The sequence below is a fragment of the Streptomyces sp. NH27 genome (assembly GCF_056859195.1).
Map to the genome: position 1 here is coordinate 1 of NZ_JACEGK010000065.1, position 20,784 is coordinate 20,784.

14 protein-coding genes and 1 pseudogene are annotated in these 20,784 nt (G+C 71.1%); 4 read left to right on the forward strand and 11 right to left on the reverse strand.

The genetic code is table 11. The features are described 5' to 3' along the window. Positions 1-405: 405 nt before the first annotated feature. Positions 406-3,300, forward strand: a complete 2,895-nt coding sequence (locus AC13HU_RS08240) for a hypothetical protein (RefSeq protein WP_483041104.1) — start codon at positions 406-408, stop codon at positions 3,298-3,300. Positions 3,301-3,599: 299 nt separating this feature from the next. Here the strand turns inward: AC13HU_RS08240 and AC13HU_RS08245 are convergent, their stop codons facing one another. From AC13HU_RS08245 to AC13HU_RS08260, 4 genes are all read right to left on the reverse strand, one after another. Beyond that, positions 3,600-4,262, reverse strand: a complete 663-nt coding sequence (locus AC13HU_RS08245; protein WP_483041105.1) for an HAD family hydrolase — start codon at positions 4,260-4,262, stop codon at positions 3,600-3,602. A gap of 141 nt (positions 4,263-4,403) precedes the next feature. Further along, the gene (locus AC13HU_RS08250; RefSeq protein WP_483041106.1) at positions 4,404-4,673 is read right to left on the reverse strand and encodes a hypothetical protein; all 270 of its coding nucleotides are present in this window, start codon (positions 4,671-4,673) and stop codon (positions 4,404-4,406) included. A gap of 144 nt (positions 4,674-4,817) precedes the next feature. Beyond that, a complete protein-coding gene (locus AC13HU_RS08255) occupies positions 4,818-7,670 on the reverse strand; it encodes a glycosyl hydrolase family 95 catalytic domain-containing protein (RefSeq protein ID WP_483041107.1) in 2,853 nt (950 codons plus the stop codon). Positions 7,671-7,857: 187 nt separating this feature from the next. Beyond that, positions 7,858-9,558: a ricin-type beta-trefoil lectin domain protein gene (locus AC13HU_RS08260; protein ID WP_483041108.1), complete on the reverse strand. Its 1,701-nt coding sequence runs from the start codon at positions 9,556-9,558 to the stop codon at positions 7,858-7,860. A gap of 545 nt (positions 9,559-10,103) precedes the next feature. Between AC13HU_RS08260 and AC13HU_RS08265 the strand changes: the two genes are divergently transcribed. Both AC13HU_RS08265 and AC13HU_RS08270 read left to right on the forward strand, forming a co-directional pair. After that, positions 10,104-10,556 carry a protein kilB gene (locus tag AC13HU_RS08265; RefSeq protein ID WP_483041109.1) on the forward strand — a complete coding sequence of 151 codons (453 nt, stop codon included), beginning with the start codon at positions 10,104-10,106 and terminating at the stop codon, positions 10,554-10,556. 418 nt (positions 10,557-10,974) lie between these two features. After that, the gene (locus AC13HU_RS08270) at positions 10,975-12,261 is read left to right on the forward strand and encodes an MFS transporter (protein WP_483041110.1); all 1,287 of its coding nucleotides are present in this window, start codon (positions 10,975-10,977) and stop codon (positions 12,259-12,261) included. A 255-nt stretch (positions 12,262-12,516) separates the two neighbouring features. On the opposite strand, the gene AC13HU_RS08275 is transcribed toward AC13HU_RS08270, so the two are convergent. The 5 genes and pseudogenes from AC13HU_RS08275 to AC13HU_RS08295 all read right to left on the reverse strand — a co-directional run. Continuing rightward, positions 12,517-13,521 (reverse strand): MerR family transcriptional regulator, encoded by a 1,005-nt coding sequence (locus tag AC13HU_RS08275; RefSeq protein ID WP_483041111.1) that lies wholly within the window; start codon positions 13,519-13,521, stop codon positions 12,517-12,519. 3 nt (positions 13,522-13,524) lie between these two features. Further along, positions 13,525-14,289, reverse strand: coding sequence for a HEAT repeat domain-containing protein (locus tag AC13HU_RS08280; protein WP_483041112.1), 765 nt, complete (start codon positions 14,287-14,289; stop codon positions 13,525-13,527). 171 nt (positions 14,290-14,460) lie between these two features. Further along, positions 14,461-15,033, reverse strand: coding sequence for a nitroreductase family protein (locus AC13HU_RS08285; protein WP_483041113.1), 573 nt, complete (start codon positions 15,031-15,033; stop codon positions 14,461-14,463). A 311-nt stretch (positions 15,034-15,344) separates the two neighbouring features. Further along, complete coding sequence (gene tpg, locus AC13HU_RS08290; RefSeq protein WP_483041114.1) at positions 15,345-15,902, reverse strand: telomere-protecting terminal protein Tpg; 558 nt, start codon at positions 15,900-15,902, stop codon at positions 15,345-15,347. 3 nt (positions 15,903-15,905) lie between these two features. After that, a pseudogene (locus tag AC13HU_RS08295) lies at positions 15,906-16,949 on the reverse strand (telomere-associated protein Tap); the annotation flags it as partial. Positions 16,950-17,013: 64 nt separating this feature from the next. On the opposite strand from AC13HU_RS08295, the gene AC13HU_RS08300 reads away from it, so the two are divergent. Continuing rightward, positions 17,014-18,624: an MMPL family transporter gene (locus tag AC13HU_RS08300; RefSeq protein WP_483041115.1), complete on the forward strand. Its 1,611-nt coding sequence runs from the start codon at positions 17,014-17,016 to the stop codon at positions 18,622-18,624. Positions 18,625-18,777: 153 nt separating this feature from the next. Here the strand turns inward: AC13HU_RS08300 and AC13HU_RS08305 are convergent, their stop codons facing one another. After that, complete coding sequence (locus AC13HU_RS08305) at positions 18,778-20,181, reverse strand: glucose-6-phosphate dehydrogenase (RefSeq protein ID WP_483041116.1); 1,404 nt, start codon at positions 20,179-20,181, stop codon at positions 18,778-18,780. A 164-nt stretch (positions 20,182-20,345) separates the two neighbouring features. After that, the coding region (locus AC13HU_RS08310; protein ID WP_483041117.1) for a LysR substrate-binding domain-containing protein at positions 20,346-20,784 on the reverse strand (439 nt) is incomplete at its 5' end.

Genomic DNA, 20,784 nt, shown 5'->3' on the forward strand with positions numbered 1-20,784 from the left:
TCCCAGGCCACTTCCGTCACGTCCTCCACGCTCAGATCGAGCACGGTGGTCTGGTCACTCACAGTGTCCTCACCTCCTCTCCGACCGCACGGCACATCACGACCGCGCGAACCGTTGATATCGCCCAGAACCTCCCAAGCGGGGGCGGCGACGACCACGGTAGGAACACGGCACCAGCCGATGGAAGGGATGTGAACCCTGCGGAAAACGCCCACTCGAAAGCCGCCGCGCGGCTGCACCGATCAAACTTCCGCGCCCCGACGGCCCGGGTGCCGCTGTATGCGCCGGCCCGAACGCCGGCAGGAAGCACCGGGTTTCCCCTCAAGGAAAAAGCCTGTTCACCGCCGTGCCGCCTGTCGACGATGGCCATCAGGGAAGCGGCAACCGGTCTGCCTCGGGGGCATCATGGGCGATTTTTCAGGCATCGATCCCGCGGCACTGCACGCGATGATCACGTCCTTCGACAAGGACAAGGAGCATCTGCGGTCCTTCACCACATACTTCAGGACCAGGTTCGACGAGCAGGGTCTCGACACCCGGTCGCTCAGCGAACTGCTGACCATCTGCGGCTGGCTGGACGACCAACTCCCCATGCTGGAGCGGCGACAGGGACTGGCCGCGGCGATGGAGCACGACCACTCGCACGTGCACATGGTGCACCTGCCCGAGCCGGTGAAAATGACGCCGGCGCAGGCCCGGGCGGACGGCAAGAAGCTGGCCGAACAGTTCAACAAGAACAACAAGGGCGACAGCGCGGCCGGCGACGAGTACCACCGGATCGCGTTGGAACTCGCCGCCCACCAGGACGACCCCGACTTCTGCTCCTCCTTCTACGCGAACCTCACGCCGGCCGAGGCCACGACGCTGCCCAGGCTGCTCGCCGCCACCCGCAGCAAGACCGCGGCCGACGACCTGAAGATCTACAGCCACGCCTTCGGCACAGCGGTCAGCGCGGACTATCCGGCGCCCGGCTTCGACAAGGTCAGGCGGATCTATCTCAAGACTCCCGACAAGGAGAACAGCGCGGCGGCCTGGGACCGTGCCGCGATGCTCCGCTACGGCGACTTCCCGCCGGCCTTCCTGGCCCGAGCCGTCCGGGCCAACTGCCTGGACCAGTTGGCGAAGGACCCGAACCACCAGGACTTCGCCGGTCCGCCGGACGCCGACGTGCTCGGCCTGCCGCAGGACCCCGTCACCCTCAACCTCCAAGCGCTCGGCCGCAACGCCGTGGCCGTGCGCACCGCGTTCGCACAGATGGGCGGGGACGGCGCCAAGGGTCACCTGCCGCGTAACCTCAAAACCCTTACCGCGTATGTCGGTTCACACAACGACCCCGAGCTGCTGGCCGCGTACAAGGCCGATCTCACCGCCGGCTCCGGCGTCCACATGACGATCGACCCGAACGTCGGTGTCCGCGCCGACGCCACCGCGCACACCTCGGACGAGGCCGCGTTCGCCCGGACCGTGATGACCTCGCTGGCCGGCTCGCACGTGCACTACAGCGCGTACCAGGACTTCATCACGAACACCTTCGACGCGTACGCGACGCCGATGGGTGCCGACTCCGCGCAGACCGGTACCCAGGACGCCTACCTGCTCGGCCTGGCCACGTCCGCCGACGCGAAGTGGCCGCCGGTCCGCCACGCGGTCCGGGCGGTCGCGGCGGACGCGGATGCGAAGAAGCAGGACCTGGCCTACATGAAGAGCTTCTACGGTCAGGACGGAGCCCGCTACGAGGCCGCGGTCGCCACCACCCTGCACGCCGAGGACGGCACGCACGACGGCCAGACGCTGAACGCCGAATCCCGCGACATACTGAAGGACTTCGGCGGCAACCTCGCCCAGGCGACCAAGGACCGGGCCGCGGGCACGCTCCACGCCGACATCACGACCCCCTTCACCGGCCAGGACACCATGTGGTCGAGCTCCATGGTGATCAAGTACGGTCCGAGCGGGGCCGCGTGGGACCCCACGTTCCTGGCGCGGGTGGGGGACGCGGCACTGCACTGGCGCGCGGATCAGAAGAAGCTGCGGCCCACGTACTTCCCCGACGACCCCCTGAATGGCCTCGGCCCAGGTATTGGCAGCTATTCGGACCGCGACACCTGGTTCGGCAGGATCGGTCTGAGTTTTAGCGGCGGGAACATGCACGAACAGACAGACGCCGCCGATGGCGTCGAAGTCAACGATCCGAGCATCGCGATCATGTCGAAGGTCGCCGGCAATGCCCAGGCATCCCGCGACCTCCTCGCCGGTCCCGACGGTGATTTCGCGGGCAATCAACTGGTGAACGACTCGTGGCAGACGCCCGGGATCGACGACGAATCGAAGTTCCCCGCCGAGATCATCGTGGCCGCCACCAATCGCCGGGGGCTGAGCGGGAACGAACTGACCAAGGCGACGACGGCCGCCCAGCACGTCTTCCAGGCGGCGGCCGCCAAAGGCGAGCATGCGAAGCCGCTCCCGCACGACCTCTGCCTCGGTCTGGCCCAGGTCGCCGCCATGTACACCTCGGAGTTCGCGACCGGAACGGACAGCACGAACGGTGCGACCACCGACCACAGCGCGTTCACAGTCGACTCGACGACTGGCCGGCCAACGCTGACGACGAACGGAACCGCTGCCGCCGCGGTCATGCACTCGTTCATGACCGATCCGCAGGCCGCCGGTATTTACATGGGCGCGCTGCACGGCTACTCCGCGGACATCGCGCGGAACGCGTCCAAGGATCCCACTGCGGCCGGCAACCTGATACACCAGCTGGGCGTGCTCGACGGCTACGGACAGACCACACAGGAGGACATGAAATACACCGTCGCCGACGCCCAGGACGCCCAGGACGCGAAGGACTCGATGTACCTCGCGGTCCTCACCGGCATCGTGACCACGGTCGCCATCCCGGCCGCGGGGGTGGGCGACGAGATCATCATCGGCGCGGCGCAGGCGGCCATTTCCTCGGGCTCTTCGTGGGTGACCCCGAACCAGTTCCCGGGTGGGCACGTCGATGCGCAGACGAACCAGGCCCAGAAGGAGCAGAGGAACGAAATGCAGCACCTATATTGGCCCATCGCCCAAGGGGCCATCGCCGCGGGCGAGGTTCCACCACCGCCTAACTCCGCGTGGTACCACGACGGCAAGCTGGACGAGGGCGCCCTCGCAAGGAACCACAACAACGCCGCCGCGTTCGACGATTGGTGGCAGGCACACAATAGCCCGTACTCGTCGGCGACCCGTCTCTACAAAGACGCACAGGCCGGCTACCTCAAAGGCGCCGCAGAGCTGCGCAACAACAGCCACTGAGTGGAGGACGACAACCAGCCCGCTTCCCTCCGATCATCGGACCGTTGTCCGGTCGTGCCGGCAACTGATGTGCAGTGGGCGCGAGTAGAGCCGTTTCTGCCGGACCGGATGCCGAAGCGGACCTCGAAGCGGGGCAGGCGGTGGCGACATCCAGCGCCACGCGATCACAACGCTCGCGCGGCGGACCGACCACGAGGTTCCACCTCTGGCCGCGGACGGCCGCCGCCGCCCGCCGTGCCTCCACCTCGCGCCCGGCCGAGCCTGCGACGCACCCGCCTTCGACCACGAAGCCGGCAACGTCACTGATCGGTGAGGAGGTCGGGCAGTTTGCGCATGTCGTCGAAGACGACGGTGCCGGGGCCTTCGAGCCGGTGCGCGGGAATCATTCCCCCCGCGTACGCGAATGCGCGCATGCCCGCGGCTCGGGCTGCCTGGAGTCCGTACGGGCTGTCCTCGACGACGGCGCACGCCTGGGGCGAGATGCCCATCTGCCGCGCGGCGTGGAGGAACAGGTCAGGCGCCGGTTTTCCGTGCTCGACCTCGTCGGCGCTGAAGATGCGGCCTTCGAAGCGTTGATGGAGGCCGGTCAGTCCCAAGGTGAAGCGCATCTTGTCGTGGCTTCCGCTGGAAGCGATACAGGTGGAGAGATGGGCAAGCGCGTCGAGGGAGTCGAGGGCATCGACGATGCCCGGGACGGGGGTGAGGTCGGTGGCCATTGCGTCGCGGTAGAGGGGCTCGAGCTCTTCCGCCCAGTCGGCCGGCAGGCTGTGCCCGAGGCGGGCCTCCACCTCCCTTGCCATGGACTGGTTCGAGCGGCCCATGAACCGCTCGACGATCTCGGCCTCGGTGAGGTTCCACCCCATCTTGGCAAGGACGCGGGCATCCACGCGCACGGCGATGCGCTCGCTGTCGACCAGCACCCCGTCGCAGTCGAATATGACGAGTTCAATCGGATGGATCATGCCCGCAGAATAGACGGACTCTCCCGGTCACCGCCGCGACGTTCCCGGGGCGTTCGACGAGGTGGCCGCGTCCGAAGCGGGCACAGGTGCGGACGAGGGCGACGAGGTGGGGTGCGTTCGCAAAGGGCCGGGCAGCGGTCGTCAGGGCATGTCGCCTTCCCAGTGCCAGTTGCCGGTGCTGCCCGGCCGTGGACCGTAGTAGGCCCGCCCGCCCGGGCCGAACGCGCCGATCTCGGTGAGCAGCGCGATGCCGTCGGACCGTTGCGGGTCCGCCAGGCCGGTCAGGTCGAGCAGCAGACCGTCGAGCGGGCCGCCTACCAACTCCACGTACAGGCGCCCCGGCTGCGGGCCGGGATCGGGGTCGTCGTGGTCGGCGCCGTACACGCGCCGCTGCATCCACCTCGCATCCATGTCCAGCAGCCTGCCATCTGGCACCGACAACGCCCCGACCGATCCGGCCTTCCGCTCCCCCGGCCGCCCGCGGCTCCCGGCCGAGAATGCTCGGCCCGCCCGCATGCGGGCGATGTCCGGGAGCAGGCCCCGGGGGCGGCGGCCTCAGACCGGGACGATCCGCCACTGCTGGCCGGCGGTGCCGTCGGCGGTCTGTTGCTCCACCGTGGCGAGGTCGGTGGTCGCCGCGCCGGTGATGCCGAGGACCTTGCCGCTGCGGACACAGGTGATCGTCACGTAGCCGTCGCCGGCGTCGGTGAGCTTCCACCGCTGGTTGGTGGCGTCCGTGGGCGTCCACTGGATGACCTTGGCGCCGTCGGCGGTGGAGCCGCCGGAGACGTCCCATGCCAACGCGTCGTGTGTGCACGCGATCTGGAACGTTCCGCCGGTGGCGGGTACGAACCGGAAGCGCTGGTTGGCGCCGCTGCCCGGGGTGTACTGGACCAGCGCCGCGCCCGCCGCGGTGGACCCGCCGGAGATGTCGGCGGCCTTCCCGCTGAGCCGGTTGACGACCTGGCCGACGGCGGTGGGTTCGACCGTCACCGCACCGGCGGCGGGGATGGTGATCTGCCGGCTCCAGACTCCGGCGACGACGGTGGTGGTCGCGCCGGCCTTGCCGTGCACCGTCGCGCTGGTGACCTGGCCCGCGCTCCAGGTCAGATCGACGCTGAACCCCCCGCGTGCGCCGATGCCGGTGACGCTCCCCGACGCCGCCCAGGCGGACGGCAGCGCCGGAAGCAGTTCGATACGCCCCGGCCGGCACTGCAGCAGCATCTCGACCATCGCCGAGGGGGTGCCGAAGTTGGCGTCGATCTGGAAGACCGAACTGGTGGAGCCCAGTTGGTACATGTCGAACATGTTGATGCCGGTGCCGTTGCTGTAGTTCACCGACGGCTTCATCACCGCCTCCAGCAGTTGGTACGCCTTGTCGGCGTTCTTCAGCCGGGCCCAGCACGCCGCCCGCCAGGCGCTGGCCCAGCCGAAGCTGACCATGCCCCGGGCCGTCAGCAGGGCGGTGGCCCCGGCGAGCAGATCCGCGGGCGAGTCCTGGAGGTTGATCCGGTCGCCCGGGAAGAGACCGATCAACGGCGACAGGTGCCGGTGTGTCGTGTCGCCGAGATTGGCGTCGGTCATCCACTCCTCCAGCCAGCCCGTCGTGGCGCTGACCTGGGGCAGGTAGAGCCGGCCCTGCAGACCGGCGACGGTGGTCGCGTAGCCGCTGTCCTTCCCGAGCGTCGCCGCCGCGGCGGTGTAGTTCTGGAAGAGCTGCCAGACGAGTTCCTGGGCGTAGGTGATGCCGACGGCGTCGGTCGGGCCCTGCTCGGGCGACCAGTCGTGGTCGTCGACGAGCACCTGCCGGGTGGTGCCGTCGGCGCCGGCGACCGAGACGGTGACGAGCCGGGCCTCCCAGAACTGGCAGGCCCCCTTCAGCAGCGGGTAGATCTTCGTCAGGTGGGCGGTGTCCTGCGTGTACGCGTAGTGGTCGTAGAGCGCGTTGCACAACCACGCGCTGCCCGCCGGGTGCCACCACCAACCGTTGCCGCCGAAGGGGTTGGTGGAGATCGCAACGGTCCAACCGGCCAGTTTGCCCGAGGTGTTGCGGAAGCCGTTGCGGCTGTCGTCGAACAGCTTGGTGGTGGTTTCCTGCCAGACCGGATACTGGCTGAGGCAGTAGTCGGTGAAGGCGTCGAAGCACCCTGCGAGCCCGGTCCGGTCCGGCAGCCAGTAGTTCATCTGGACGTTGATGTCGGTGTGGTAATCGCCCATCCAGGAGGGGTCGTTGCGGTCCACCCACAGCCCCTGGAGGTTCAGCGGGAGGCTGCCGCGGGACCCGCAGATCATCAGGTAGCGGCCGAACTGGAGGTAGGACGACTCCAGTTCGGGGTCGGGCGCGGCTCCGTCGGCGGCGCGGGCGGTGAGCCGCGACGCGGTGTCCATGGCGCGCTGGGCCGTGCTGGACGTGCCGAGGTTCACGCTCATCGCCTGCTGGAGCCGCTGGTAGTCGGCGACGTGGGTGGCCAGCAGGGTGGCGCCGCCCGCGGCTGCCGCCGTGCCGGCCTTGGTGCGGGCGATCGCGAGCGGGTCGGCGGTGGCGCTCTTGAAGCCGGTCGAGGCGTCGGCCGTGTAGTTGGTGCCGCCGCTGATGACCAGCAGCACCTCCTGGCAGCCGGTGAACGTCACCTGGCTGCCGGACGCCGACACGCTGCCGCCGGTGCCGGCGACCCGCACTACGGCGGCGTACCGCAGCGTGTTGGCGAGCGCGGCGCTGAACGAGACGCTGGCGGTGCCCGGGTCCGCGGAGACGGATTCGCCGCGGGTACCGGACAGCGACAGCGAACCGGTGTACGAGCCGCCGCCGCTCTGGCTGAGCCGGATGACGACCGCGTCGTCCGGCGCGCTGGCGTACACCTCGCGCCGGTAGGTGACACCGCCGAGCGTGTAGCCGGTGACGACCAGGCCGTTGCTGAGGTCGAGGGTGCGCCGGTAGCCGGAGATCGCCGCGGTGGTGTGCGCGGGGATGTTCAGCTGCGCCGTGGCCAACTGCCCGAACGTGCCGAACCCGGTGGTGTCGTAGGGGAATTGGCCGTCGGAGCCGAGCGTCGCGTTGAGTCCGCCGGTCCACAGGGTGATGTCCGTCAGGTAGATCGCGTCCTGCGACGGGTCGCTGGTGACCATCGCGCCGAGCCGTCCGTTGCCGATCGGCAGACCCTGCTCCATGATCACGGACTCGGTGGCGGGAGCGCTGTACCAGAGGGTGACCGCATCGGCGTCGGGGACCAGGGCGGCCGGTGCGGCCGGTGCGGGCACGTCCGCCGCCGCGGATGCGGTGAACTCGGGCAGCGAGGACAGCGCGAGCATCGCCCCCAGGATGGACGCCGAGCGCAGGGCTTCCCGCCGGGTCATCCCCGGCGCGGGCGCCGCGTTCGGGGGTTGTTCGGAGTCGGGACGTGGGGACATGGTCGTTCCTCTCTCGGTGCGGCGGGGCCGGCTGAACGGCAGTTGGGCGGTGCGTGTGCGCGGTCCCGGGTCCGGTGCCGGTTCGCCTGTCGTGGCGCTCCCGCGACGCCGTTTGGCGCCAGGTGGGAGCGTCAGTGCCAGGTGGGAGCTTCGGTGCCGGGTGGCAGCTTCGGAGATTCCTGCCGGTCTATTCGGGCAGGGCCCAGATCTGGTTCTGCTGGTTCGGCTCGCTGTTGGCGCAGGTGTCGACGATGACGGGGGTGGAGTCGGCGGTCTGGGACGCGTAGTCGTCGACGCACAGGCCGAGACCGGTGCTGCGCAGGAAGCCGTTGCGCTGGTAGGTCCACTGCTCGGACGCCCGGCCGTCGCAGGGGCTGAGCACCGCCCAGTAGCCGACGTATCTGCTGTCGCCGCTCTGGTAGGAGGCGTCGAGGCAGCTGCCGAGCGTGCGGATCGTGCCGTCGTTCGGCAGCGTCCAGCGCTGGTTGGCGCCGGCGGCGCAGTGGTACAGGATCACCGGGTTGCCGGCCGCGGTGGAACCGCCGCTGTCGTCGAGGCACTTGCCGCCGATGCCGGTGATCTGACCGGTGGGCTGCTGCCCGGTGCATCCCGCGCCGGGCGTGACCCGGTAGATCGCCGTGCCGTGGGCGGGCAGGGCGGCCGTGATGGTGCCTGTGCTGGTGGCGGAGTTCCCGGTCCACAGGTCCTTCACCGTCGCGGTGCAGCCCGTGCCGCCGAGGAGGCCGATGCCGGTCAGCGTGGTGCTCGCGCTGGTGGCGGTGGTGCCGCGGTTGAGCAGGGCGACGGCGCGGTCACCGTTCGCCAGTGGCCTGGCCAGGACGTCGATGGTGCCGTCGCGGGAGACGATGCCGGCCTGCTTGCCGAGCGGGTCCTGGTCGACGGCGATGATGTCGGCGTTGCCCGCGGTCGCCAGCGAGTCGCCGGTCATGGCGGCGACGTCGGTGCTGAGGATCAGCGGCGAGGCCATCATCGACCACAGCGCGAACTGGCTCCTGGACTCGTCCGCGGTCAGGCCGTCGCCGGTGATCAGGAAGTCCGGATCGTTCCAGCTACCGGGCGCGGCGTAGCGCGAGAGCAGCGAGTTGTAGCCGTACTGCGTCATCACTCCGCTGCCGTTGGACTGCTTGTCCCAGGCGGAGCCGCTCATGTGGTCCATCTTCACGTCGTTGCCCTCGCGCCACAGCTGTCCGCTGCGGCTGGCCCCGTCGATGACGTCGTACCAGTCGCTGAGGTCGGACACCCCGATGGAGAAGTACGCGGGTGAGGACTCCGAGAAGACCATGTCCCGTCCGGAGGCGTTGGCCTTCATGGCAGCGGCGAAGTCGGAGTAGGCCGTGATGTAGCCGTCGGCGCTGCCGGCCGAGGCGGGCATGTTGCACCCGTCGAGCTTGATGAAGTCCACGCCCCAGGAGGCGAAGAGGTCCGCGTCCTGCTGGAAGTGGCCCCAACTGCCCGGGTAGCCACCGCAGGTGCTGCTGCCGATGTCCTCGTAGATGCCGAACTGCAGCCCGAGGTCGTGCAGTTGGGTGCCGATGTAGGCCATGCCGTGCGGAAACTTCGTCGTGTCGGTGACCAGGGCACCCGAGCTGTCCCGGGCGGTGCCCATCCAGCAGTCGTCGACGGTGACGGTCTTGTAGCCCCTGGCGGCGAGACCGGTGTCGACCAGTGCGTGGGCCTGGGCGAGGATCAGCGCCTCGGTCGGGCCTACGTCACCGCTGTTCGGCACGTTGGTGCCGCAACCGAAGCGGGCCCAGTTGTTGAACCCCATCGGCGGCGTCACCGCCAGCGCGTGACCTTGCGGGCTGGTGGCCGTCGGCGAGGCGCCGGCCTGGGGCACACCGCCCGCCAGCGCCACCCCCGCGGCCAAAGCGACCGAAATCAAACAGGAACGAACAGCGCGGGCTGATCTCCGCATGGGCGAGGACTTCCGTTCTCGAATACAGATCACGACAGCAGTTCCGATCGCCGATAGTGCAGCGCAAGGATCATCAGCTGTCAATACGTGCGCGAATACTGGGCCGATCGAGCAGATTCACGCAAACTGGCCGCCACAGACGGCCACTTGACCCCGAAATCGCGCACTCCGGACATCGGGGGAAGATCCCTCACCCCGCCTCACACATCCCTGCACGGAGAGTGGACTAGACCACGGATGGCGGCTAGAGTCCTCGCCAAGGATTGTCGCTTTACGTTGGAATCTGGTCGGCCGTGGCCGAAAACGTTCTCCGCGCGTTGCCCTCGCCCGCCGCGCGGCACCCGCCCCGCGCCTGACCGGCCCCAGGTGCCCCGGCCGGCCCTCGGCGCCCGCCCGCCGCACACCGCACGGCCGGAGTCTTGACGTGCTCGGTGGATAGCCCCCGCTCCCAAGGAGAATCCTCGTGTGATGCAGCGTCATAGCGAAGGAGAATCCTGATGTGGTCCACCGTCATAGCCGTGGCCGGCACCCTGCTCGGCGGGGCACTCACCGGGCTTCTGCAGAGCCGCAGCGACCGGCGGTCCCGGCAGGCCGCCCGCGCCGACCAGAACACGCAGGCGCTCCGTGCGGCACTCGGCGAGCTGGTCGCCGCGCTGGGTGATCATCGGCGGGCCATGTGGCACCGCGAGGCGCTGCGGCTGGACGGCGCGGACCCCGAGGCGTTCGAGGCGGCCCGTACCGTGTCCCGTGCCACCCGCTCGGCCGTCACCGCCCCGCTGGTCGCGGTCTCCGTCATCGAACCGGCCCTCGCCCAGCCCGCACGGCAGGCCGCACAGGCCGCGTTCGACCTGCGAGACGCCCCCGACCACACCGCCCTGGCCGAACGACGCGAGAGCGCCATCACCGCGACCGACATCCTGGTCGCCGCCGCGGGCCGCGCCATGGCCTGACCGGTCCGGGGCAGCCCGGCAGTGCACCCGGGCGCCCACCGGAGGTGTCCGGTGCGTGGGCTGCCACCGCACCGCCTCACTCGGGACGTCGTGCCTCTCGCGTCATCCCGGCCGCCGTGTCGATTCCGTCCCGCCCCGTTCGTCGTACGGCTGACAGACCGGGCGCCGGGCGCACCGCGCGGCAGGCGGCCCACCGTACGCAGGAAGAGGACACGACGATGTCAGCCAGTACCGCAAGCCCACGGACGCCGGTGGTCCTCCCCACCCGCGGCGGCTCCCGCGTGGTCCGCGCAACGCCCGGCCAACCACCGTGCCGGCCAATGCCGTTCGACGATGTCGCCGCGGACGGCAGCGTCTCGACGTGCAGTTGCACGGCAAGAGTCCTCGCCCCGGCACTCGGTGGGAGGTGACGCGCAGCATGGCCGTCTCCGACCCGACCGACCTCACCGACAGCAGCACCGCCACCACCACCACCACCGACCGTTCGATGCCCAGCCATCAGGACTCCCCGCGCGCCGCCGCACGCGCCCGGTGGGCGGTCACCGCCGTGTTCTTCCTCAACGGCATGATCATCTCCGCCTGGATCGCCCGGGTGCCCTCGATCCAGGCGAACCACCACCTCGGGGACGGCGAACTCGGGGTGATCCTGACGTCCTTCGGCGTCGCCGCCATCATCGCGATGCAGTTCGTCGGAGCGCTCGTCGCACGGCTGGGCAGCGCCGTGATCATCCGGTCTATGCTGCTGATCGCACCGGTGCTGCTGGCCTGCGTGGGCCTGTCCCGCAACGCCGCCGAGCTCGCCGCCTCACTGCTCCTGCTGGGTGCGACGCACGGCATGTGCGACGTTGCCATGAGCACGCACGCGGTGGCGGTGGAGCGGACACTCAAGCGACCCGTCATGAACGGCTGCCACGCGGCCTGGGGACTGAGTGCGGTCCTCTCGTCGCTGATCGGCGCCGCGTCGACCCGTTCCGGGATCTCCCCCGGCGCGCAGTTCACCGCGATGGGGGCGGTGTTGCTGCTCGCCGTGGTCCCGGTGACCGCCGCGCTGTTGCCGCCGGCCGCCGACCGAAGTACCACCGCCCCGGGCGTGCCGAAGTCCGAGCGGCAGAAGACGAGTTGGCTCGACGGTTGGCACGGTCCCGTACTGGTCTTCGGCGCGCTCGGGGCGATCCTGATGATCTGTGAGGGTGCGGTGAACAGCTGGAGCGGAGTCTTCCTGCACCACGATCGGGGCTCCACCCTCACGGCGGCGTCCTTGGGATACACCGCATACGTCGCCTGCCAGTCCGCGGGCCGGCTCGTGGGCGACCGGCTCAACCGCAGGTTCGCGGCCGTCGTGCTGTTCCGGACCGGCGCGATCATCGGCGTGCTCGGCCTGATCGTGGCGGTCCTCGTGCCGTTCCGGGTGGCGGCGATCGCCGGGTTCGGCATCGTCGGGATCGGCGCCGCGCTGCCGCTGCCCATGCTCTTCAGCGCGGCGGGCCACGCCGGCGGCGAGGGACCGGGAGCGGCCGTGTTCGTGTCCCGCTTCACCACGTTCACCTACGGCGGTGTGCTGCTCGGTCCCGCGCTGGTGGGCTGGTGCGCGGAGGTGTTCACGCTGGGCTGGACCCTGACCGCGCTGATTCCGTTGATGGCCCTCGTCGCCCTCAACGCACGGATCGTGGGCATCCCCGACGAGGACCGAGCGCCCTCCGCATGACATCGAGGAGGGCAGTGCCCCGGACGCAGGGCGCTGCCCTCGACCAAAGGTCGCCCGGCTGAGCAAGCTGTTCGGAGTGCTCGGGGTACTCGGAGTGTGGACGCCGGTTCGACCGGGCCCGGCCGGGAAGGGCGAGCCCGGGCCGTCGAGCGGGCCTGCCGAGTACGCGTCCGGCCCGACGGGCGGCCCGACCGACATGTGCCGCCGCCCAGTTCACGGACCGGGCGGTTCGGTCGGCCCTTGCTCCCCAGGTCGCTACCGTGCGGCGCGCAGCCGGAGAAGGTATGCCGCGGTCAGCGCGACGGCACGGTCCGCGTCATGCGACAGCTCCGCCAGAGCCCGTTGCGCCGTCGTCCCGGGGATGCCCGCGAGCGCCTGGGTCAGCCGGCCGCGTGCAGGCGCTTCCGCGGTGTCGTCGGCGAGGCGGTCGACGACCCGGGTCGCGATCCGATCGGCCGTGTCGGTGTCGCCCGCGAGCGCGCTGAGCGCATCGGCCGCGTCGGTGTCGTTCCGGCCCTCCACGATCATGTCGACGAGCGTCGGAACCGCGTCGGCCGCACCACGTGTCCCGAGTTCCAGAGCCGCATGCCCGCGAACCGCGGGGTCGGGGTTCGCAAGAGCGTCCCGCAGCCGGTCGGTGGCCTCGGCGCCGGGCAGTTCGACGAGGGCCCGAACGGCGCGGTCCCGCACCGCGGCCACCGGCGAGCCGAGCCCCTCCGCCAGCAGCGCGGGACCACCGTCGCCCGATCGCGCCAGCGCCCACCGAAGGGTCCCTGCGACATTCGGCTCCGTCTCGCTCAGTACCGCCTGGACCAGGGCCTCCACCGGCACCGGAACCTCACCTGCCGAGGAGAGGGCCGCGCGTTGGCGCGCGTTGGCGCTCTTCGACCCCAAGGCCCGCAGGAGCGCGATGACCCGAAGGACGTCCTCCCAGCCGGCGGGCTCCGCGGCATCGATCCGGCGCAGCCGCGTGAGCAGTTCGGTCTCCGCCGCGATGCGTTCGCGCGTCTGGCGGATGAGGTCGCCGACGAGCACGGAGGGGGTCAGGTCGGGGTCGTCGAGCGCCCTGCCGACCTCGCGCAGCGGCAGACCCAGCGACCGCAGGCTCTCGATGTCGAGGACCCGCCGGACGTCGTCCCGGGAGTACTCCCGATAGCCGGAGCCGGTACGGCCCGTCGGGCGCAGCAGCCCGAGCGACTCGTAGTGCCGGAGCATGCGGGCGCTGACCCCGGAGCGTCGCGCCACCTCACCGATCAGCACGTCCTACGGTCCCTCCTGGCGGCGTGGGTCGCCGAACGGGCCCGACTGGCCGGGTTCACCGGGTTCGCCGGGCTGAGCCGACTGACCGGACTCGCCGGACTCGCCGGGTTCGCCGGACTGGCCGAGGGCCACGGCGCGCTTCGCCTGCTCGACCGCGAACTCGAACCCGGATTCCGGGTCGCGCAACAGCCGTTCCGTGGCGAGCGCGTGCGTACGCGTGCGCGGGTCGGGGGCCGTCGTCGCGGCACGCAACGCCGGCGCCGTCGCCTCACCCAACGCGACCAGTGCCCGGCTCAGGCTCAGTTGGGTCTCCCGCCCGCCGCGCCCGAGCTGGGTCGCCAGCACCGTGGCCAGCGCGGGCTCCTCGCCTTCCGGCACCAGCACCACCGCGGTCCGCCAGGCGCACCGTGCCACCTCCTCGTCGGCGTCGGACAGCACGTCGCGCGTGATGGCCGGCCACGCCTGCCGGTCCCCGATCTTGGACAGCGTGTGCAGCGCCTGGCTGCGCGCCTGCGCACGCTGCGAGCGGACCTCGCGGAGCAGCGCGGGAAGCGTCATGGGCACCGGGTACCGGGTGAGCGCCCAGGTCAGCATGTCACGGACGAAGAAATCGGGCTCGACCGCGCATCGCTCGACGAGCGGGCCGACGAAGCGCGGGTCGGGCGTCGTACCCGCCGCCAGAGCGGCCCGCAGCCGTACCGGCGAACGGCCGTCCGCCAGCCCCTGGAGCGCGCGTTCGACATCCGGGTCGCCTGTCGTGGTCGTCATCGAGACCACCTCCTCGGCAAGGAGTGAAGACCTTGTCACCGTGTCAAGGTCAAAACGTCCAGGTCGAACGGGCCTCGCAGCGTGAGCATCCTGGCGGGATTCGCCGGCCCAAAGCCCTCACGCTCGACGCGAGCCGGCCGGCGCAGGACGGGACCCAGGCCGGGCGGCCCGCTACTGCGCCGCTGCCCAGGGGGCGGAACGCAACTGCGCGACGCTTCGCCGGTCGCGGCCCTCCGGAGGTCCTCCGGCTGCCTTGCCCACCGCGATCATCGAGACGATCGCCCAGCCCGGCTGCGGGTCCAGCTCCTTGGTGAGACCTGCCAGGTCGAAGGCCCGGAACTGGTGCGAGTCCAGCCCCAGGGCCTGGGCCTGGATCGTCATGTGGGCGACGGCCTGGCCCAGGTCGTAGTCCGCGAACTCGGAGTAGAGCAGTTGCGTGGCATCGACGTGGCGGCGTGTCAGTGTGACGACGAGCAGGCCCGCGTCCGTCGCCCACCGGGCGGAACTCGGCGCGAGGTGGGGGATCACCCGGTCGTGCTCCTCTTCACCGGGCCTGCCGGTGAAGAAACCCCACGGCTGGGAGTTTCCCGCCGACGGCGCCCACCGCGCGGCTTCCAGCAGCAGCCCGAGTACGTGGTCGTCGACGACCGCCGAGGGGTCGAACCCGGAGGGACTGAAGCGCCCGGCAAGCAACGGGTGTATTCCGCCGGCCGGCTGGAGAGATCGGTACACGTTCTGCGGCAACCGGGAACCGGGAGTACGTATTCCGGCTGCCCCGCCGAACCGGTCAGGACAACCCGCACGACCCGGGCCGTACGCATCCGCACACGCTCACCCGGCACCGCCCGCCTCGCGCTGATCCGCAAACTGCTGGGTGGCCGGCGGAGATGTCGGCAATGCCGGCGACGTCTTGTACCGCACCGAGCTCGTGGATCAGAACGGCCGGCCGATCGGCGTGGGGACGTCCTGGACGTTCGCGCCGTACGTGGACTACGCGGCGAAGTTCCACGACCTGCCCGGTCTGCCCGCCTGCTGAACCAGTCGGGGAGGGGCGTTCAGAAGTCCAGTTCGACGTAGTCGATGTCGGTGAACTCGACCTCCAGGTCGTGGGCGCGGCGGCCGCGGTCCTTGAAGTAGACCTCCTGGAGCCCCTCCGCGGCGATGGCCTGGAGTTGCTGCTCGGTGGCGCCGGTGGACCGCGCGTCGAACAGGCGGGCCGCGTACGCGGGGGGCAGATGCTGGGTCAGGCGGCGCATCCGGCCGTCGTCGGTCGAGCCGGGGGCCGCGGTGAACCCGAACCGGGCGCGGGTCTCGATCACGATGCCGCCCGACGTCGCGGCCCTCTTCCTCGCCCGTTGCCGGACGCGGGGCTGCCAGTCCTTGCGGACCTCCTGCTCCAGGCGCGTGGCGAGGTCCTTGCGCGGCCGGCGCAGGGTGCCCTTGACGTATCGCTCCACCGTGCGCTGGGAGATCCCGAGCCGGTCGGCCACCGCGCGGGTCGAGCCCTTCTCCGTCTTGAGCAGGAACCGCATCCGCGCGGCGGCGGTCTTCGGGATGGGCCGGGTCGCGGTCGCCGCGCCCGCCCGGTCCAGGCTGTCCTGGATGACGCCCACCGGCTACTCCCCCTCGTCCAGGACCGCGTCCCCGCCCTTGACGTGCCGGGCGGGGTTGTGCTGCTGTTCCAGCAACTCCACCGCCCAGTAGAGCGGTTGGGTGCCCTCGTGCTTGACCGTGCCCGGGGACACCCCGAGCCGGAACGTGCCCGGCGCCGGCTTCCCCGCGCTGTCGTAGGGCAGGACGTCCAGGGGCGACGGCCCGGCCGACGGGTAGACGGCGCAGTCCGACAGCACCGCGATCGGCAGCACCGCGTCCGCGCCGAACACCACGGCGCCGGGCGGCGGCGCGCTGCTGCTGGTGGCGAGCGCGGTCCTGACGAGTTTGCGGTGCATGTTGACCCGGGCCGCGGCGATGACCGCGGCCCGGATGTCGGGCCGCCAGCTCGGGCGTTCCAGCGCCGGCCAGCGCTCGCCGGGCCGGTACTTCGCGCCCTGGGGACGCTCGCGGAGCTTGCCGATGCCGCCCTTGACCGTCGACTTGATCGCGGACAGCACCGCCGCCATGCCCGGGTCGCCGGCCTTGTGCGTCTGCATCGCGGTGAGGAACTCGTGCGGAGCCAGGTCGGCGGTCACGCCCAGGTCGGCCATCGTCGCCTTGTACGCCTCCGCGAGGTGCTTGTACCAGGGGTCCAGGTACGAGCCTGCCGCGCGCCGTACCCACGCCTCGGCCGGGGCGAGCCGCACCGGCAGCCGGTAGGTGTCGATCAGCTCCTGCGCGTAGGCGACGGTCGGGGTGGCGTACCAGGCCGGGCCCTCGGGACGCCGGCCGTGCGGGGTGAACGGCGACGGCAGCCGCGGGTCGAGTTCGATGCCGGACAGGTCCACCAGCCAGGAGCCGGGCACCGTCTTGTCGAACCGCGGCGACCGTACGTGCTCCGGCCCGGACAGGCCCACGGCCAGGCGGTTGGCGGCCGCGAGGAACGCGGTGTTCACGTCGATGCCGACCGCGAACTGCCGCGCGCACTCGGCGTCGGTGAGCAGTTCGGTGGCACGGACCCAGTCGTACGCCTCCTCGTCGAGGACCTCGGCCGCGGTGCGCTCATGGGTACGGGGGAAGAGCGCCGCCAAAACCCTCACTCAGGGCGCCATAACCGCTGTACAAGGAGTCGTGTTGCAAACCCCGTCCGTCGATGCCCCCCCAACGGGCCCGGCCGACCGCCTGGCGCGCACCCTGCGCTGGGCGCGCTGGTTGGTGCTCGCCATCTGGCTGGCCCTCGTCATCGTGCTCAATCCCCTCTCCAACGGTCTCGGCGGCAAGGTCGACGACACCGCCCAGGCGAACCTGCCGGCGAAGGCGGCCTCCACGAAGGTCGCCGAGATCCAGGACGCGGCGACCAAGGGCAAGCCGAAGACGGATCAGGCCGACGTGGTGATCCTGCGTGGTGCCGGACTCTCCGCCGCCGACTCCGGTGCCGAGGCGATGGCGGTCGCGCTGCGGCGGACGCTTCCGTCGGTGGCGGCGTCCGCGGCGACCGTCGTGTGCGGGATGCTCTGCCTCCTCGCGGCGCAGTCGGCCGCGCTGCGCGGCCTCGGCCCGGTCGCCGCCGTGGCGATCGCCGCGGTGCTCGTCGGCCAGGTCACCTTGCTGCCCGCGCTGTTGCTCCTGGTCGGGCGTCCCGGTTTCTGGCCGCTGATCCCCCGGCCCGACCAGGCCCATCAGGAGGGCTCGCGGGCGTGGCGGTCCATCGGCGAGTGGGTCGCCAGGCGCCCGTTGCCGGTGGCGATCGGGGCGGTCGTCCTGCTCGGCGCGGCCTGTACCGGACTTGCCTCGCTGCACACGAGCAACGACCCGATCGCCATCGTCAAGGGGCAGAAGGACAGCGTCGTCGGCAGGCACCTGGTCGCCGCGCACTTCCCGGCCGGCGCCACCGACCCGTTGACCGTGCTCAGCCCGGCCGACGAGGTCGCGAAGGTGACCGCGACGGCGAACGCGACTCCGAGGGTCGCGGGTGTCACGGCCGCCGACCCGGTCGGCCGCTACTCCGCGACGAGCGTGACCCTCTCGGTCCCGCCCTACGGGTCGCAGGGCTATGACGTGCTGAAGGACCTGCGCAGCAGGCTGGACGCCCAGGCGCCCGGCGCGCTCGTCGGCGGCGGGCCCGCGGTGCAGTACGACACCGCGCAGGCGGCCGACCGGGACGCGAAGGTGCTGATCCCGCTGGTGCTGATCGTCGTGCTGCTGATCATCTCGATCCTGGTGCGGGCGATCATCGCGCCGATCGTGCTGGTGCTCACCACGGGCCTGAGCTTCGCGGCCGCCTTCGGGCTCGCCAGCCTGCTGTGGCACGCACTGGGCTACCCGGGTATCGAGGCCCAACTGCCCTTGTACATCTTCGTGTTCCTCATCGCGCTCGGCGTCGACTACAACATCTTCCTGATCGCGCGGGTGCGTGAGGAGTCGAAGACGCTGGGCATCCATGAGGGGATGCTGCGCGGGCTGAGCGTGACCGGCGGGGTGATCACCGCCGCCGGCGTGGTGCTGGCCTGCACCTTCGGGGCGCTGTCCCGGCTGCCGTACGTGCCGGTCGCCCAGGTCGGCAGCGCCATCGCGGTCGGCGTGCTGCTCGACACCCTGCTGGTGCGTACGGTGCTCGTGCCCGCGAGCCTCCTCGCGCTCGGCGAGCGCTCGTGGTGGCCCTCCACGTCCGTGGGCCGGGCGAGACGTGCCGGCCGGTCCGCTGCCCCCGAGCCGGCCGACCTCGGCCGGAGCGCGGGATAGCAGCGGGACAGCCACGGGCCGAGCGACCCCCGTATCGCGTCGGCCCCGACCCGCACGGCCCCCTGACCCGCGCCCCCTTCGACCGGCCCTGACACCGGTCGGAGGGGGCGGCGCCGTCCCAGCGGCGTCGCCGGCGGTGCGGGCGTGGCGTCGTCAGGCGTCGAAGCCGGCGGTCCAGGGCTGGTGCCAGCGCGGGTGGCCGTGGACGAGGGCGTCGGCCTCGGCGGGGCCCCAGCTGCCGGGTGCGTAGGGGTGCAGCGGGGCCGGGTCGTCGAGGAGGGGCTGCACGATCCGCCACGCCTCCTCCACGCCGTCCTCCCGGGTGAACAGGCTGTGGTCGCCGATGAGGGCGCCGTGCAGCAGACGCTCGTACGGCTCGAAGGGCTCACCGAGTTCCCGTACGAAGGAGGCGTTCATGTGCAGGGGGCGCCAGGTCTGCTCGTCCTGCGCGACCAGTTGCAGGCACACGCCGGGGTCGGGATCGATCCGCAGCACGATCTGGTTCTGCTCGGCCTGATGCGGTGTGGGCAGGAAGGCGAGGCGTGGGGCGCGGCGCAGGATGAGGCGCACCTCGGTGTTGCGCACCGGCATGTTCTTCCCGGCGCGCAGGAAGAACGGGACGTCGATCCACTTCCAGTTGTCGATCTCCAGCCGCAGCGCGATGTACGTCTCGGTGTCGGAGTCACCGGCGACGCCGGGCGTGTCGCGGTAGCCGGTGTACTGGCCGCGGACGCTACGGCGCGGGTCGGCGGCGCGTACGGCCTTGAGCACCTCGGCCTTGCGGTCCCTGAGACTGTCGGCGCCCGCGTCGGCGGGCGGGTCCATCGTGACGGCGGCGAGCACCTGGAGCAGGTGGTTCTGCACCACGTCGCGCAGCGCTCCGACGGAGTCGTAGAAGGCTCCGCGGTCCTCGATGCCGAAGTCCTCGGCCATGGTGATCTGCACGGCGCTGACGCTGTCGCGGTCCCACAGGCCGGTCAGCGCGGGGTTGGCGAAGCGGAGGTATTCGAGCTCGATCACCGGTTCCTTGCCGAGGAAGTGGTCGACGCGCAGCAGCTGGTCCTCGCGCAGGACGGCGTGCAGGCGGGTGTTGAGCGCGCGGGCGGAGGCGAGGTCGTTCCCGAACGGCTTCTCGACGGCGACCCGGGCATCGGACAACAGGTCCGCGGCACCGAGCTGTTCGACGATCGGCCCGAAGAGCTGGGGCGGCATTTCGAGGTAGTACAGGGTGGAGTGGCCTGGCCCGATCTCCGCGCCGAGCCGGGTGTAGAGCTCGGGATCGGTGACGTCGCCGAACAGGTAGGTGAAGCGCTCGGCGAACCGGCGGAAGATGTCGTCGTCGATCTGCTGGCCGGTGGCGGCGATACGGTCCCTGGCCTGCGCGACGAAGTCGGCCGTGGTCATTTCGGTGCTGGCCACGCCGATGACGCGGCAACTGAGCAGGCCGCGCTCTTCGAGGCGGTACAGGGCGCGCATGGTCATCTTGCGGGCGAGGTCGCCCGTGATGCCGAATACGACCAGGGTGTCCGCGGCTCTCGGTTGCTCGGTGGGGGTCATGTCGCGGTCCTCCCGGTGCTGCGGTGCCCCGGCGCGCGCCGGGCCGGGCACACGCGCGCCCTTTTTCCAGGGTGCGCCTTGCCGGGGCGGATCACCAGGCAGGCTCGCCGGGGCTCGGTGACCGAGGCAGCCGGCGCGATGTCGGTCGGCGCCGGCAGTGGAGTTCACCGACCGTCGGGACGTGGACCGGGATCGGGGTCAGGATCGGGATCGGGATCGGGGTCGCGCGCTTCGGCGGCTTCGGGCATCGCGTCGAGGCAGCAGCGGACGAAGTCCCGGACGACGGGGTCGCCGTCGGCGGCGGGTGCCCAGGCCACGCAGACCCGGCTGGGGCTGACGCCGGTGACCGGGCGGTAGGTGACACCGGGGCGGGCGTAGAAGCGGGCCGCGGACTCGGGGGCGAGCGCGATGCCGTCGCCGTTGGCGATCGCGCTGAGCCATTCGTCGGGCTGGTCGGTGACGGCGCCGATCCGTACCGGGTGACCGTCGCGTTCGCCGGCGGCCGTCCAGTACTCCTGCCACTGGCCGGTCTCGGCCTTCGCGGCCACGAACGGCTCGTCCCACAGCTCGCGGAATGGGATGGAGGCCCGTGAGGCGAGGGGG